A 14085-nucleotide genomic window follows, 5' to 3' on the forward strand; every position below is an offset into this window, starting at 1 on the left:
TGATGCCGTGTCAGCCGCCGGTGCCGCCCAACCGGCGCAGGGCCTGGACAGCCACCTCCCGGTCGGTGGTCATCCACATCGGCGGCATGCCGGCCCGCAGATAGGCCCCGTAGCGGGCGGTGACCAGACGCGGGTCGAGCACGGCCACCACTCCCCGGTCGCTGCTGCGGCGGATCAGCCGCCCCGCCCCCTGGGCCATCAGCAGCGCGGCGTGCCCGGCGGCGACCGCCATGAACCCGTTGCCGCCGGCCTCGGCCACCGCGCGCTGCCGGGCCTGCATCAGCGGGTCATCCGGGCGCGGGAAGGGCAGTTTGTCGATCAGCACCAGCCGGCAGGTGTCGCCGGGCACGTCGATCCCCTGCCAGAGCGAGACCGTGCCGAACAGGCTGGTTTCGGGCTCCGCGGTGAAGCGCCGGGTCAGCTCCGACAGCTGGGCGTCCCCCTGGCAGAGGATGGTGTGCTTGGCCAGCTGCTTGCGCACGTGGGCGGCGGCGGCCTCGGCGGCGCGTTGGGAGGCGAAGAGCCCGAGGGTACGCCCGCCCGCGGCCCACACCAGTTCGGCCACCTCGGTCAGCACTTCGGCGCTGATCCCCTCGCGTGTGGGTTTCGGCAGATTCTTGCCCACATAGAGAATCCCCTGCTGTGCGTACGAGAACGGCGACCCGACGTCGATCCCCCGCCAGGTCAGCCCCTCGGCCGCCTTCTTGGACTGCCGGGTCTCAGGACCCTCGGCGAAGTCGGCGAAGCCGGCGGCCTCCAGTTCCTCGGGGTCATCGGCCTGCTCCAGCGTGTCGACCTCGTCGACCTCGTCGGCCGCGCCGGCAGCGGTCCGGGCCGGCTGGGGCGTACGCCGTTGCGGTGCCTCGCGGCGTTCGTCGCGACGCAACCCCACGCTGCCGGCGACCTGCTCGAAGTCGCCGCCGATCTTCAAGGTGGCCGAGGTGAGCACCGTGGTGACCTGCCCGAGCACCCGGTCGCGCATCAGGCCCGCGACGCTCAGCGGGGACACCCGGGCCTCGCGACCGAAGCGCTCGCGCTCGGCGATGTAGACCACGTCGTGCTCGGCGAGGGCGGCCATCCGCTCGGCGACGTCGAACACCTCCTTGACCGCGGCCGCGGCCTGGCGCTGCTCGTTCTCGGCGTCCTTGCTGGTCAGCGCGGTGACGGCGCGTCGGGTCACGTCACGGACCGCCTCGAACCCGCGGATCACCGGTGCGTCGGCGTCGCGCACCTGTTCCAGCGCCGCTGCGTCGAGCGCCTCGCGCAGCACGTCGGCCGACTCCAGGAACTCCACACCGAGGTCGTCATCGAGCCAGGCCAGCGCCCGCTTGCCGACCCGGTCCACCTGCTGCGGGCTGAGCTCGGCGGAGGCGGCGCCGGTGACCCGGGAGACCAGTTCGTGGGCCTCGTCGATGATCACGTGGTCGTGCTCGGGCAGCGCCGTGCCGCCGTGCATCGCGTCGATGGCCAGCAGGGCGTGATTGGTGACCACCAGGTCGGCCGCCCGGGCCTGCTCGCGGGACTTCTCCACGAAGCATTCCTGGCCGTAGGGGCAGCGCTGGGCACCGACGCACTCGCGGACCGGGACCGACACCTGGGCCCAGGCGCGGGCGGTGTGGGTGGGAGCGTCGTCCCGGTCGGCCAGCCCGCCGTCGGTGGCCTGCTCCTCGGCCCAGTCGCGGAGGGCGACCACCTCGGCCCCGACCACCGAGTCAGGGCTCTGCGCACTCGCGCGCAGCGCTTCGACAACCTCGGTGGAGCCGATGAGGGTGTCCTGGTCATCCCCCATCTGGTCGCGGATCCGCAGCAGGCACGCATAATTGCTGCGCCCCTTCAGGATCGCGGCCCGAGGTCGTTTGCCGATGGCGTGCTGCACGGCGTCGAGGGCGCGCGGGATGTCGGTGTTGGCGAGCTGGGCCTGCAGGGCCAGGGTCGCGGTGGCGATCACGATCCGCTCCTTGCCGCGGGCCAGCCGGCTCAGCGCCGGTGCCAGATAGCCCAGCGACTTGCCGGTACCCGTGCCCGCCTGGACCAGCAGGTGCTGGCCGGTTTCCAGCGCCTCGGCCACCGCATCGGCCATCTGCTGCTGGCCCTCGCGCGGACTGCCGCCCAGGGCCTCGACGGCGGCGGCGAGCACCTCGCGGTGGTCGACGGGGGCGGGCTGAGAAGTCACCGAAGCAATCTAGCCGTCCCGGCGTACGCCTTCGAGGCACCGAGCCGGGTTGTCCACAGGCAGATCACTCCGAACCGTCGTCGGAGGACGCGGCGCGCGAGCGGAATCGCTGCTGGGCGCCCTGCTTGGTCAACCCGTAGACCGCACCGATCTTCGACCAGGACACCCCCTGGTCGCGCGCGGCCCGGACCAGGTCCAGCTCGCAGGCCTCGGCAGCCGCGCGCAGCCGGGCCATCGCCTGGATCGCGGCGAGCGGGTCGACGGGCGCGTCGGCGATCACCTCGGCCCACGCCTCGGCCAGCTCGCGTCGACTCTGCTTGCCCACCCCGCCATGCTAGCGACACGCCGCGTCAACACGCGATTGACAATTCCGTCAACGAATGATTGACTCGACGGTCAATGACACGTTGACGCACCGGAAGGGAGGGACACCATGGCGACGAAGAAGGACAAGAAGAAGGACAAGAAGAAGGGCAAGAAGAAGTGAGCCCGCACCCCGGCCCCGGTTCGATCCCGAACCGGGGCCGTGCCGTGTCCGGGCTCAGAAGTCGAAGTGGTGCTCGAACCGGTATCGCACGGTTCCGTCGTGGCGATCCGCCGCCTCCCAGCCGAGACCCGCCGCGTTGTCGAACTTCAGATACCCGCGGCAGGTCTCAGCGTTAAGGTGTGGACACAGTCGCGTGATGGGCCGCCCGCTGAGGCGGATCAACTGTTGCTCGAAGGCGACCGGAGTCCAGATGGAAGGTGTGCGTCGATGACACCACGCGTGCATCGGGCGGCAGGCGTACCCCCGTCCGGGACTCGATGAACTCCGGGCGGAGATGCGTGCAGGTCTTTGTGAGCAACGAATCGCGGCACCACCCTTGTCCGTCTGACGGCCGGGACAGCCGGTCACCAGCGCCAGTCCTGGAATTGGTCGTACGCCGACGACTCGATCACGGTGCCTGGTGGCAGCCGCATCGCCGCGGCGCGTTCGATCGTCTCGGGGTACAGCCGCTCACATGTGGTACCCAGGAAGCCACCGCACCTCTCACCGATCGTGCTGGGCTCCTCGTTCAGCATCGCAAACGCCACCACCCCGACGACCAGCAGCAGCACGTTGGCCATCAGACCGGCGCAACCGACCAGGACCCACACCCACCACCGCGGCTTTCCCTTCACCCCTCAACAGTGGCGAACGCCCGGGCCACCGTCGAGGCGTCGGCCTACGACCGTGGTCCTCAGTTCGCCGGACCGTCGTCCGACAGCCGTGCACCAGCCAGCCGCAGCACGGCCATACCGGGCCCCTGCAGCCCGCGCACCGGGCGGCCGGTGACCAGCATCAGCAGGTCCAGTGCGGGTGCACGCACCTCGGGCCCTTCGCCCAGGTTGAAATCCCCATCGGTGGCGACCAGGCAAATCCGACGGGCCAGCCCTTTCGCCCCACCGAAGTGGGTCGGCGTACCGGCCTGATAGCGGATCGCCTCGGCGATCGCCTCCAGCGGATAGTCCCGGCGGACGCCGAGCGGCCGCCGGATGTCCTCCCCGTGGGCGATCTCCTCGACCAAACGACTGGCCAGCGGGGCCGGCGGCCCGGAGGTCCGATCGGCCACCGATCGCAACCGCTGCAGGGTTTCCGCCGGATCGGCGCCCCGCTGGGCAGCCACCCCCTGGTCGTTCTGCCGGTCGAAGTCGAAGCGCGCCCGCACCATCGCCGCCAACAACCCGCCAAACGTGGCCAGCGCGTTGTCGATCAGGTGGGCGGCGACGTCGTGCACGCTCCACCCGGCGGCCAGCGACGGCGTCTCCCACTGCTCGAGGGTCAGTTCGGCGAGGTCGTCGATCAGCGCGTGCCGCTCGGCGTGCACCAGTGGCCAGGGATGCTTCACGACACGGGATCCTCTGCGTAGGCGGCGAATTCGACGGCCAGCTCCGGGTGCACGCGGGCGACGATCCGGGTGCCGTCGGCGGTGTGCTCGGTGGTCAAAAACTCCCCGCTGCGATGCACCTGGTCGAGCAGATCCCCGCGACTGTAGGGAACCAGCGCACGCACCTCGACCTCGGGGTGCGGCAGCCGGGAATCGATCACCCGCTTGAGTTCCTCGATCCCGGCCCCGGTACGCGCCGACACCACGATCGCCTCGGGTGCGTGGGTGTGCAGCAGTTGCAGGTTTTCCGGGCTGGCCAGGTCGGCCTTGTTGATCACCAGCTGTTCGGCCCGGTTGCCGGCGCCGATGTCGTTGAGCACCGTGCGGACGGCGGCGATCTGGCCCAGCGGATCGGGATCGGAGCCGTCGACCACGTGCACCAGCAGGTCGGCAGCGACGGATTCCTCCAGGGTGGAGGCGAACGCCTCGACCAGGTCGTGCGGCAGGTGCCGCACGAAGCCGACCGTGTCGGTCAGGGTATAGATCCGCCCGTCATCGGTCTGGGTCCGCCGGGTGGTCGGGTCGAGGGTGGCGAACAGCGCGTCCTCGACGAGTACGCCGGCCCCGGTCAGCCGGTTCAGGATCGAGGATTTGCCGGCGTTCGTATAGCCGACGATCGCGATCGACGGGATCCGGTGGCGCTGCCGCTCGGCGCGCTTCGCCTCACGGGTGGTGTCCATCTCGCGCAGTTTGCTGCGCAGCTGGGCGATCCGGTGATGGATCCGACGCCGGTCGGTCTCCAGCTTGGTCTCACCGGGACCACGACCGCCGATGCCGGCACCGGCGGCGGCCCGACCACCTGCCTGGCGGGACAGGTTGCCGCCCCAACCGCGGAGTCGCTGCTTCAGATAGTTCAGCTGGGCCAGCTCGACCTGCGCCTTGCCCTCGACCGACTTGGCGTGCTGGGCGAAGATGTCCAGGATCAGCGCGGTGCGGTCGACCACCTTGACCTTGACCCGGTCCTCCAGGTTGCGCAGCTGGGCCGGGGCGAGCTCGCCGTCGCAGATCACGGTGTCGGCTCCGGTGGCGACGACCACCTCGCGGAGCTCGTCGACCTTGCCGCTGCCGATGTAGGTGGCCGGGTCGGGCTTGCTGCGCCGCTGCACCAGCCCCTCGAGCACCTGGGAACCGGCGGTCTCGGCGAGCTGCTTGAGCTCGGCGAGCGAGTTGTCCACGTCCACCTGGGAACCGCTGGTCCACACGGCGACCAGCACCACGCGCTCCAGGAGCAGCTTGCGATATTCGACCTCGGTGATGTCGGCGAGCTCGGTGGACATCCCGGCGACGCGACGCAGGGAGTTGCGCGCAGCCAGGTCGAGCTGGTCGCCGTCATAGGTCGCCTCACCGTCGGTCTCGGCGGCGTACGCGTCGTCGAAGTCGCCGTCGAACGACTCGTCGTCGAAGGCGTCGTCATAGTGCTCTGGGTCGTGGTGGTGTGCTGTCATCGTCCCACCAGCGTCTCACGCCGGGCCAAGCTGAGCGAGGGGGTTTCGGGCGTACGCCTCAGTGGTCCCCACCGGGCGGGTCCGGCAGCAGCACCTCGCCGCGCAGCACCACCACGGCCGGACCGGTCAGGTACGCCTGGTCGGCCAGTTCGATCTGCAGCTGGCCACCGAGCACGTCCACCTGCCAGGAGTCACCCCCGTACCAGTGCCGGGCGGCCGCCGCAGCCGCCACCGTCCCGGTGCCGCAGGAGCGGGTCTCCCCCACCCCGCGCTCGAACACCCGCATCCGCACCTGGTGCTCGGAGATCCGCTGCACGAACTCGACGTTCACCCCGCGCGGGAACCGTTCACTGCTGAACCCTGGGGCGCGGGTCAGGTCGAGAGTGTCCACGTCGTCCACCTCGCAGACCGCGTGCGGGTTTCCCACGTCCACACCGATCGCCGCCCACTCCCGATCCCCCAGCCGAATCGGCGTGGTCTGTTCGTCGAGGGTCACCGGCCCCATGTCGACGCGGATCAGGTCCCGCTCCAGATGGGCGGTGCGCAGCCCGGCCCGGGTGCCGATCGGGATGAGCGGATCGTTGGCCAGACCCTCCTCGTTGAGGAAACGGGCGAACACGCGCACGCCGTTGCCGCACATCTCCGAGATGGAGCCGTCGGCGTTGCGATAGTCCATGAACCACAGGTCCGGGTCGCCGTCCCACTCGGGGATGTGCTGGGCCTTGATGGCGCGCAGCAGGCCGTCTCCGCCGATCCCGGCCCGCCGATCGCACAGGAAGCGGACGTCGCCGTCGCTGGGAGCGAGCATGCCGTGCCGGTCCACGATGATGACGAAGTCGTTCTCCGTCCCGTGGCCCTTCGCGACGCTCCAGCTCCTCACCTGGTCAAGGTTTCCACCCGATCAGATGGCTGTCCAATCCCTGCGCCAGATCCCAGCGCCCGGGCCCGGTCAGCCCAGCAGCCTGCCCAGCCGCTCGACCAGATCGGCCGCACCGGCCGGCAACCAGACGATCCGGTCGTCTCGGCGATACCAGGACAGCTGCTTGCGGGCGAAGCGGCGGGTGCCAAAAACCGTGGCCTGCTTGGCTTCCTGCTCGCTGCACTCCCCCGCCAGGAAGGCGAGCACCTGTCGATAGCCGAGGGCGCGGGAGGCGGTGACCCCCTGACGCAGACCCTGCCGCTCGAGTCGGCGTACCTCCTCGACGAAGCCGTCGGCCCACATCTGATCCACCCGTTGCTCGATCCGTCGGTCGATGGTGTCCCGGTCGAGTTCGAGGCCGACCTGGCAGACGCCGGGCAGGGCGTACCGCCAACTGGGCAGGGTGCTGGTGAACTCACCGGTCAGGTCGATCACCTCGAGGGCACGGACGATCCGTCGCCCGTTGCCGGGCAGGATGCCTGCCGCGGCCTGCGGGGACAGCTCGGCGAGCTGGGCGTGCAGAGCAAGCGGCCCGACGCGTTCCAGCTCACGCTCCCAGTGCGCCCGTCGCTCGGGATCCGTTCCGGGGAAGGAGAATTCGTCGGTGATGGCGCGGGTATAGAGGGCGGACCCGCCGACCACGATTGGCAGCACGCCGCGCTCGTGGCAGTCCGCGATCGCGGCGCGGGCGAGCCGTTGGAACTCGGCGACCGACGCGGTCTCGGTGAGGTCGGCGATGTCGATCAGGTGGTGGGGTACGCCGGCCCGCTCGGCCTCGGTCGGTTTGGCGGTGCCGATGTCCATCCCCCGATAGACCAGCATCGAGTCGGCGTTGACCACCTCTGCCGGTCGTCCCTGCCGGGTCGAGGCCCGGGCGTACGCCACCGCGAGCGCGGACTTGCCGCTGGCTGTGGCACCCACCAGGACCAGGGTGCGCGGCTGAGGATTCGACACGGCCACCAGTGTGCCGCAGCGGACCGAGCAGGGTTCACCAGAAGTTCTCAAGCACCTGCGGTGTGGGCGAGCCCCGCCAACTGGTAGGAAGGGCGCAGGAGCCGAGAGGCGCCCCCCCCGGGCGGAACACGTCCGGTGACGCAATCGCAAGGAGAAGCAGATGGGTATCTTCGACAAGGCCAAGGACTTCGCGCAGAACAACCCGGACAAGGCTGATCAGGCCGTCGATCGCGCCGGTGACATGGTGGACCAGCGCACCGGCGGTCAGCACGCCGCGCACGTCGACAAGGGCCAGGACATGCTGAAGGGCCAGTACGGCGGCGGCCAGGCCGCTCCCGGCGAGGCTCCGGCCGGTCAGGCTCCGGCCGGCGAGGCCCCCGCCGGCGAGGCGCCCGCGGGTGGGGCTCCCGAGGCTCCGGCCGGCGAGCCCGCCCCCGAGGGTGGCGAGCAGCAGCAGTTCTGATTTCGCTCAGCGGCAGCCGCAGGGCCGGGTCACCGTGGTGGCCCGGCCCTTTGCCGTTCGGCGTCGATTCACTCGGCGACTCGTCGCCCGATCGTCGGGATTCCCAACCCCACGACGGTTTTCGGCACCTCGCGGCGTGCCTGCCAGGCGTCGCCGCCGCGGGTACGCCGCAGGTCAGTGATCCCGGAATCGCTGTTCAGGTGGTGGGGGGCGGCGTGGTCGATCACCGCGGTCGCGATGTCACCGGGGCGTGGCCGCAGGGCCGGGTCGTCGGACACGGCGACGTGCACCAGGCGGTTGTCGCGGGCACGTCCGGACATCCGCTGGGTCTGGCCGTCCTTGCGCCCCCCGTGGTCGGCGAACATCACCTCGACCGGCCAACCGACCAGGGCCCGGTTCTCGGCCCAGACGATGTCGTCCACCAGGGCCAGCAGCCGCTGGTACCGCTCGGTGACCACTGCTTTTTCGACCTGGTCGGGCATCGTCGCCGCCGGCGTACCGGGGCGGATTGAGTACTGGAAGGTGAAGGCGGCCGAGAACCGCGCCTGCTCGACCACCCGCAGGGTGTCGGCGAAATCCTGCTCGGTCTCCCCGGGGAAGCCGACGATGATGTCGGTGGTGATCGCCGCCTCGGGCATGGCGGCGCGGACCCGGTCGAGGATGCCGAGGAACTTCCCGGCCCGATAGGAGCGGCGCATCTGCCGCAGCACCCGGTCCGAGCCGGACTGCAACGGCATGTGCAACTGGGGCATCACGTTCGGCGTCTCGGCCATCGCGGCGATCACGTCGTCGGTGAACGCGGCCGGGTGCGGTGAGGTGAAGCGGACGCGCTCCAGCCCGTCGATCTCGCCGCAGGCGCGCAACAGCTTGCCGAACGCCAACCGGTCGCCGAACTCGACCCCGTAGGAGTTCACGTTCTGCCCCAGCAGCGTGACCTCCTGCACGCCCTCGGCGACCAGCGTCTTGATCTCGCGCAGGATGTCACCGGGGCGGCGGTCGGTCTCCTTGCCGCGCAGCGACGGCACGATGCAGAAGGTGCACGTGTTGTTGCAGCCGACCGAGATGGACACCCAGGCGGCGTACGCTTGATCGCGACGGGTGGGCAGGTTGGACGGGAAGGTCTCCAGGGATTCCTTGATCTCGACCTGGGCGGCCTGCTCGATGCGGGCCCGTTCCAGCAGCACCGGCAGCGAGCCGACGTTGTGGGTGCCGAAGACGACGTCGACCCAGGGAGCTCGGTTGACGATGGTGTCGCGGTCCTTCTGCGCCATGCAGCCGCCGACGGCGATCTGCAGGTCCGGCCGGTGGCGCTTCACCTCCGCCAGGTGGCCGAGATTGCCATAGAGCCGGTTGTCGGCGTTCTCCCGCACCGCGCACGTGTTGAACACCACAACGTCCGCCGCCGACCCGGTCTCGGCCCGGGCGTACCCGGCGTCCTCCAGCAGACCGGAGATGCGCTCGGAGTCGTGCACGTTCATCTGGCAGCCATAGGTGCGCACCTCATAGGTGCGCGGCGCGGTGCTGGTGGACATGTCCTCGGATAACGGTCGGCGACAGGGCGGACCAACTCTACCCCGCGCCCGCCTCCGCGGTCTCGCGAGCGGTCGGCTGTGCGGCTGCGGACTTGCTGCGGAGACCGACGGCGGCGTACGCCCGCTGGATCCGCTCCAACTCCCGGCGATACGCGGCGGCTGCGGTCGCATCCCGCGTCCGCATGGTCTCCTGGCCCCCCGATGTCCCGATCGACCAGCGCCTGGGACGCTGCCAGCCCCGACCGCTGGGCCGCCACCCGCTGCCGACGCTCCCACCCGAGCCAGCCCGCGACTGCACCGGCGATCAGCAGCACGGCCCCCAGCCAGGCCCAACCGAACGCCCCGAGGATCATCAGCAGCCCGAGCCCGCCGCCCAGAGTCATGACGGTCGACGCCAGCGAGGAAGTCGAAATGGCACCTCGGGCCGGATGGTGTTCGCGGAAGGCCAGCCGATCCCCCAGTCGGCCCGGTCGAGGGCTGGGGCGATCACGGGACGCAACTCGGTGGGCGCGTCGGACCCCGCCGCTCCGGCGACGACCGCGCAGAACACTGCCGCCTGCGGCTCGTCGAGCTCTCGGTGGTTGATCAACAGCTCGGGCAATCGATCACGCACCGCGTCCGCCCGACCGACGGCCATCGCGGCGGCGGCGATGAACAGCTGGGCCCGACGCATGCCCCGGTTGGCCTTCGCCTCGAGTTCGGGGGCGGGCGTCCCCGACACCACCGCGATGACCGCGTTGCAGGCGTACGCCATCGGATGGCGGTGCGCGGTGAGGTTGAGCGGCTCAACCGGTACGCCCGCCTGCAGATCCTGGAAGGCCCGGCCCACGACGGCCCAGGTCCAGGACCAGTCGGGCAGTCGCCCCAGCTCGGTGCGGATGTCGCCGGGCTCGACGTACGCGTCGAAGGCACGCGACAGTGCGGTCAGCCGCTGGTCGAGGCTGCCCTGCAGCTGGGACACCTGGCTGGCGAGCCGGTTCGCGCGCATCGCCGAGGCGGCCGCCTCGTCGTGCAGGCCAGAGATCTCATCGCGCAGGATCCGATCCCGCCCTTCCTCGTTGACCCAGAACCATTTCCAGTCATCGATCACCCGCTCCTTCCCGCCGCTCGGTTGTGCCCGGATGCGGGGCCATACACGTCGCACAGAATCGGTACCGGTCCGTAATCGAATCTCCACCTTCTTCTGCTGACCGCTCACTCTGGCGTCGTCTACTGTTCAGGCCAAGGTGCGGCCAGAACGGGGGCCGCCAGCGGCAGGGAGGACGCCTTGAGCGACGTCGAATCCGGCGACATCACGCACCCGCAGGCAACGGGAGCCGGCGTCGGCACGCCAGTCGGCGACCCGCTGGTGGTGATGGAGTCGGTGAACAAGCACTTCGGTCCGCTGCACGTGCTGCGGGACATCAACCTGCAGATCGAGCGCGGTGAGGTGGTCGTGGTGATCGGGCCGTCCGGCTCCGGCAAGTCGACCCTGTGCCGCACCATCAACCGACTCGAGACGATCGACTCCGGCAGCATCGTGATCGACGGCAGGCAGCTCCCCTCCGAGGGTCCGCAGCTGGCGAAGCTGCGCGCCGAGGTGGGGATGGTCTTCCAGTCGTTCAACCTGTTCGCCCACAAGACGATCCTGCAGAACGTGACCCTGGGCCCGACCAAGGTGCGCAAGCTCTCCGCCGGCAAGGGGAAGGAGGAGGGGATGAAGCTGCTCGAGCGGGTGGGGGTGGCGAACCAGGCCGACAAGTATCCGGCCCAGCTCTCCGGCGGCCAGCAGCAGCGGGTCGCGATCGCCCGGGCGCTGGCGATGCAGCCCAAGATGATCCTGTTCGACGAGCCGACCTCGGCGCTCGACCCCGAGATGGTCAACGAGGTGCTCGACGTCATGGTCGACCTGGCGCGCCAGGGGATGACCATGGTCGTGGTCACCCACGAGATGGGCTTCGCCCGCAAGGCCGCCAACCGCGTGGTGTTCATGGCCGACGGACAGATCGTCGAACAGAACACTCCCGACGAGTTTTTCACCAACCCGCGCAGCGATCGGGCCAAGGACTTCCTCGGCAAGATCCTCAGCCACTGAATGTCCGGCCACCCCGGCAACGCTTTCCAGAAAGGGAATCCAATGAAAATCAGCACCACTCTCGCCGTAGCGGGGTCCGTGCTCGCCCTGAGCCTGACCGGTTGTGTGGCCGGCGAGTCCGGCAACACCACCGCCCAGCCCGGTTCGGGCGGCGGCGCCCAGGGCTCGATCAAGATCGGCATCAAGTTCGACCAGCCCGGTCTCGGCCAGAAGTCCGGCGACACCTACAAGGGCTTCGACGTCGACGTGGCGAAGTACGTCGCCAAGGAGCTCGGCTATGACGCCAGCAAGATCCAGTGGGTGGAGACTCCCTCGGCGACTCGTGAGACCGCTCTGCAGGGCGGCCAGGTGGACCTGATCTTCGCCACCTACTCGATCACCGACGAGCGCAAGAAGAAGGTCGACTTCGGTGGGCCCTACTACATCGCCGGTCAGGACCTGCTGGTCCGCGCCGACAACACCGACATCACCGGCCCCGACAAGCTGAACGGCAAGAAGGTGTGCTCGGTCGCCGGCTCCACCTCGGCGAAGAAGATCAAGGACCAGTACTCCCAGGGCGCCCAGCTCCAGGATTACGACACCTACTCCAAGTGCGCCGAGGCGCTCGCCTCCGGCACCGTGGACGTGCTGACCACCGACGACACCATCCTGGCCGGCTATGCCGCCCAGGATCAGTACAAGGGCAAGTTCAAGGTCGTCGGCAACCCGTTCACCGAGGAGAAGTACGGCGTCGGCCTGAAGAAGGGCGACAAGGAGATGTGCACCAAGGTGAACGCCGCGGTCAAGAAGATGATCGATGACGGTTCCTGGCAGAAGGCGCTCGACGCCAACCTGGGCCCGGCCGGCTTCAAGCCCAACACCAAGCTCAACCCGCCGAAGCCCGAGGGCAACTGCGGTCAGTGATCCGAAGGCCTCAGTCGGGTCGGTGGCGTCCTTGATCGGTCACCGGCCCGGCCCCAGGCCTGTCAGACCGGCCGTCGTGATCTTGGGATCGCCGGCCAATTCAGGAGAGGGACGAGCGAGTGGCTGACTTCGCCGCGCTGTTCAAGGAGTACAACGTCCTGGCCGCCTTCGGCATGACGTTGCTGCTGACCGTCGCCTCCGCGGTCGGCGCGCTGCTGATCGGCACCATCGTCGCGGTGCTGCGGGTGAGCCCGGTGGCCGCCCTGCGATTCTTCGGTACGGCCTACGTCACGCTGGTGCGGAACACCCCGCTGACGCTGATCGTGGTGTTCTGCGCGTTCGGCTTCCTGAACTTCATGGGCGTACGCCTGCTGCCCGCTTCCGCCAGCCTGATGGCGCAGAACGCGGCCTGGTGCATCGTCGCGTTGTCGGTGTATCACGCGAGCTTCGTCGCCGAGGCGATCCGTTCCGGTATCAACACGGTGCCGGTCGGTCAGGCCGAGGCGGCGCGGGCGATCGGGCTCGGCTTCCGCCAGACGCTGGGTCAGGTGGTGCTGCCCCAGGCGTTCCGCGGGGCGATCGCGCCACTGGGCAACACGCTGATCGCGCTGACCAAGAACACCACCGTGGTGGCCGCGGTCGGCGTGGCCGAAGCGGCACTGATGATGAAGAACATGATCGAGTTCAACCCCGATCTGATCTTCGCGGTGTTCGCGATCATCGCGCTCGGCTTCGTCCTGCTCACCCTGCCGGTGGGGCTGTTGTTCACCCACTATTCCCGAAAGCTGAGTGTGCAGCGATGACCGACACCGCCAACGTCCTCTTCGACGCGCCCGGTCCCCGGACCAGGCGGAACAACCTGATCATCGGCGCCATCGCGACCGCGGTGATCGTGCTGGCGATTCTGGCGGTGCTGTGGGGATTGCGCAGCCAGTACACCCCCGCCAAGCTGCAGATCTTCGGCAATCCGGTCACCTGGTCAGCCGCCATCCTGCCCGGAATCGTGAACACCCTGCAGGCCGCGGTCATCTCGATCGTCGCGGCGGGTGTGCTCGGCACCCTGCTCGGCCTCGGCCGGCTCTCCGAGCTCGCTCCCCTGCGCTGGCTGTGCACGATCATCGTCGAGTTCTTCCGGGCTGTACCGGTGCTGATCATGATGATCTTCACCTGGCTGGTCATCATCAACGTGCTGATCCCCGCGGGCGTGCCGTTGAAGGGTGCGGTGATCAACCTGATCGCCGTGGTCACGGGTCTGACGCTGTACAACGCCTCGGTGATCGCGGAGCTGCTCCGCTCGGGCATGCACTCTCTCCCCAAGGGTCAGCGGGAGGCCGGTCTGGCGATCGGGTTGACAGGCAGCCAGACCCGGACGAGCATCCTGCTGCCGCAGGCGATCACCGCCATGCTGCCGTCGCTGGTCAGCCAGCTGGTCGTTGTGCTGAAGGACTCGGCCCTGGGTTCGATCGTGCTGTACCCCGAGCTGCTGCGCTCGTTGAACACGCTGGCGTCCAACTATGGCAACACGGTCGCCTCGCTGACCGTGGCCGCGGTGCTGTTCATCCTGATCAACATGGTGCTGACCAGCCTGGCCTCTCTGGTCCAACGGCGGATGGCCAAGCGCGGCGGGGCCTCGATCAAGAGGATCACCGAGGGCGCTGGGGTCGCCACCGGAGCCTGATCGGCGCGCTCGCGATCCAGCGAACCCGCGCGTACCT

15 protein-coding genes are annotated in these 14085 nt (G+C 69.3%); 5 read left to right on the forward strand and 10 right to left on the reverse strand.

Annotated features, from left to right (window positions below; translation table 11 throughout):
- Positions 1–10: 10 nt before the first annotated feature.
- The 7 genes from CGZ93_RS19870 to miaA form a co-directional block, all read right to left on the reverse strand.
- Positions 11–2173, reverse strand: coding sequence for an ATP-dependent DNA helicase (locus CGZ93_RS19870; protein ID WP_324252443.1), 2163 nt, complete (start codon positions 2171–2173; stop codon positions 11–13).
- A 64-nt stretch (positions 2174–2237) separates the two neighbouring features.
- Complete coding sequence (locus tag CGZ93_RS08950; RefSeq protein ID WP_229117316.1) at positions 2238–2498, reverse strand: hypothetical protein; 261 nt, start codon at positions 2496–2498, stop codon at positions 2238–2240.
- A 566-nt stretch (positions 2499–3064) separates the two neighbouring features.
- The gene (locus tag CGZ93_RS08955) at positions 3065–3334 is read right to left on the reverse strand and encodes a hypothetical protein (RefSeq protein WP_094363780.1); all 270 of its coding nucleotides are present in this window, start codon (positions 3332–3334) and stop codon (positions 3065–3067) included.
- A gap of 59 nt (positions 3335–3393) precedes the next feature.
- On the reverse strand, positions 3394–4041 hold the full coding sequence (locus CGZ93_RS08960) for a maleylpyruvate isomerase family mycothiol-dependent enzyme (protein ID WP_094363781.1): 648 nt from the start codon (positions 4039–4041) through the stop codon (positions 3394–3396).
- Positions 4038–5525 (reverse strand): GTPase HflX, encoded by a 1488-nt coding sequence (hflX, locus tag CGZ93_RS08965; protein WP_094363782.1) that lies wholly within the window; start codon positions 5523–5525, stop codon positions 4038–4040. The genes CGZ93_RS08960 and hflX overlap by 4 nt, the downstream gene beginning before the upstream one ends.
- A 58-nt stretch (positions 5526–5583) precedes the next feature.
- Positions 5584–6405 carry a diaminopimelate epimerase gene (gene dapF, locus CGZ93_RS08970; RefSeq protein ID WP_094363783.1) on the reverse strand — a complete coding sequence of 274 codons (822 nt, stop codon included), beginning with the start codon at positions 6403–6405 and terminating at the stop codon, positions 5584–5586.
- A gap of 69 nt (positions 6406–6474) precedes the next feature.
- Positions 6475–7398, reverse strand: coding sequence for a tRNA (adenosine(37)-N6)-dimethylallyltransferase MiaA (gene miaA, locus CGZ93_RS08975; protein WP_229117317.1), 924 nt, complete (start codon positions 7396–7398; stop codon positions 6475–6477).
- Positions 7399–7558: 160 nt separating this feature from the next.
- Here miaA and CGZ93_RS08980 point away from each other — a divergent pair, with 160 nt between their 5' ends.
- Positions 7559–7861, forward strand: coding sequence for an antitoxin (locus CGZ93_RS08980; protein WP_094363785.1), 303 nt, complete (start codon positions 7559–7561; stop codon positions 7859–7861).
- A gap of 68 nt (positions 7862–7929) precedes the next feature.
- Here the strand turns inward: CGZ93_RS08980 and miaB are convergent, their stop codons facing one another.
- The 3 genes from miaB to CGZ93_RS08990 all read right to left on the reverse strand — a co-directional run bounded on the left by miaB (position 7930) and on the right by CGZ93_RS08990 (position 10483).
- Positions 7930–9393, reverse strand: coding sequence for a tRNA (N6-isopentenyl adenosine(37)-C2)-methylthiotransferase MiaB (gene miaB / locus CGZ93_RS08985; RefSeq protein ID WP_094363786.1), 1464 nt, complete (start codon positions 9391–9393; stop codon positions 7930–7932).
- Between the two features lie 37 nt (positions 9394–9430).
- Positions 9431–9577, reverse strand: a complete 147-nt coding sequence (locus tag CGZ93_RS18890) for a hypothetical protein (RefSeq protein ID WP_176451697.1) — start codon at positions 9575–9577, stop codon at positions 9431–9433.
- 195 nt (positions 9578–9772) lie between these two features.
- Complete coding sequence (locus CGZ93_RS08990) at positions 9773–10483, reverse strand: hypothetical protein (protein ID WP_094363787.1); 711 nt, start codon at positions 10481–10483, stop codon at positions 9773–9775.
- Between the two features lie 264 nt (positions 10484–10747).
- On the opposite strand from CGZ93_RS08990, the gene CGZ93_RS08995 reads away from it, so the two are divergent.
- From CGZ93_RS08995 to CGZ93_RS09010, 4 genes are all read left to right on the forward strand, one after another.
- Positions 10748–11467, forward strand: a complete 720-nt coding sequence (locus tag CGZ93_RS08995; RefSeq protein ID WP_176451718.1) for an amino acid ABC transporter ATP-binding protein — start codon at positions 10748–10750, stop codon at positions 11465–11467.
- 42 nt (positions 11468–11509) lie between these two features.
- Positions 11510–12370 (forward strand): glutamate ABC transporter substrate-binding protein, encoded by an 861-nt coding sequence (locus CGZ93_RS09000; RefSeq protein WP_094363788.1) that lies wholly within the window; start codon positions 11510–11512, stop codon positions 12368–12370.
- Positions 12371–12489: 119 nt separating this feature from the next.
- Entirely contained in the window at positions 12490–13173 is a 684-nt protein-coding gene (locus tag CGZ93_RS09005; protein ID WP_094363789.1) for an amino acid ABC transporter permease, read from the forward strand.
- Positions 13170–14048 (forward strand): amino acid ABC transporter permease, encoded by an 879-nt coding sequence (locus CGZ93_RS09010; RefSeq protein WP_094363790.1) that lies wholly within the window; start codon positions 13170–13172, stop codon positions 14046–14048. The genes CGZ93_RS09005 and CGZ93_RS09010 overlap by 4 nt, the downstream gene beginning before the upstream one ends.
- The last annotated feature ends 37 nt before the right edge of the window (positions 14049–14085 follow it).

Origin of the sequence: Enemella dayhoffiae (assembly GCF_002250625.1) — a bacterium.
GTDB classification, from domain to species: Bacteria; Actinomycetota; Actinomycetes; order Propionibacteriales; family Propionibacteriaceae; genus Enemella; species Enemella dayhoffiae.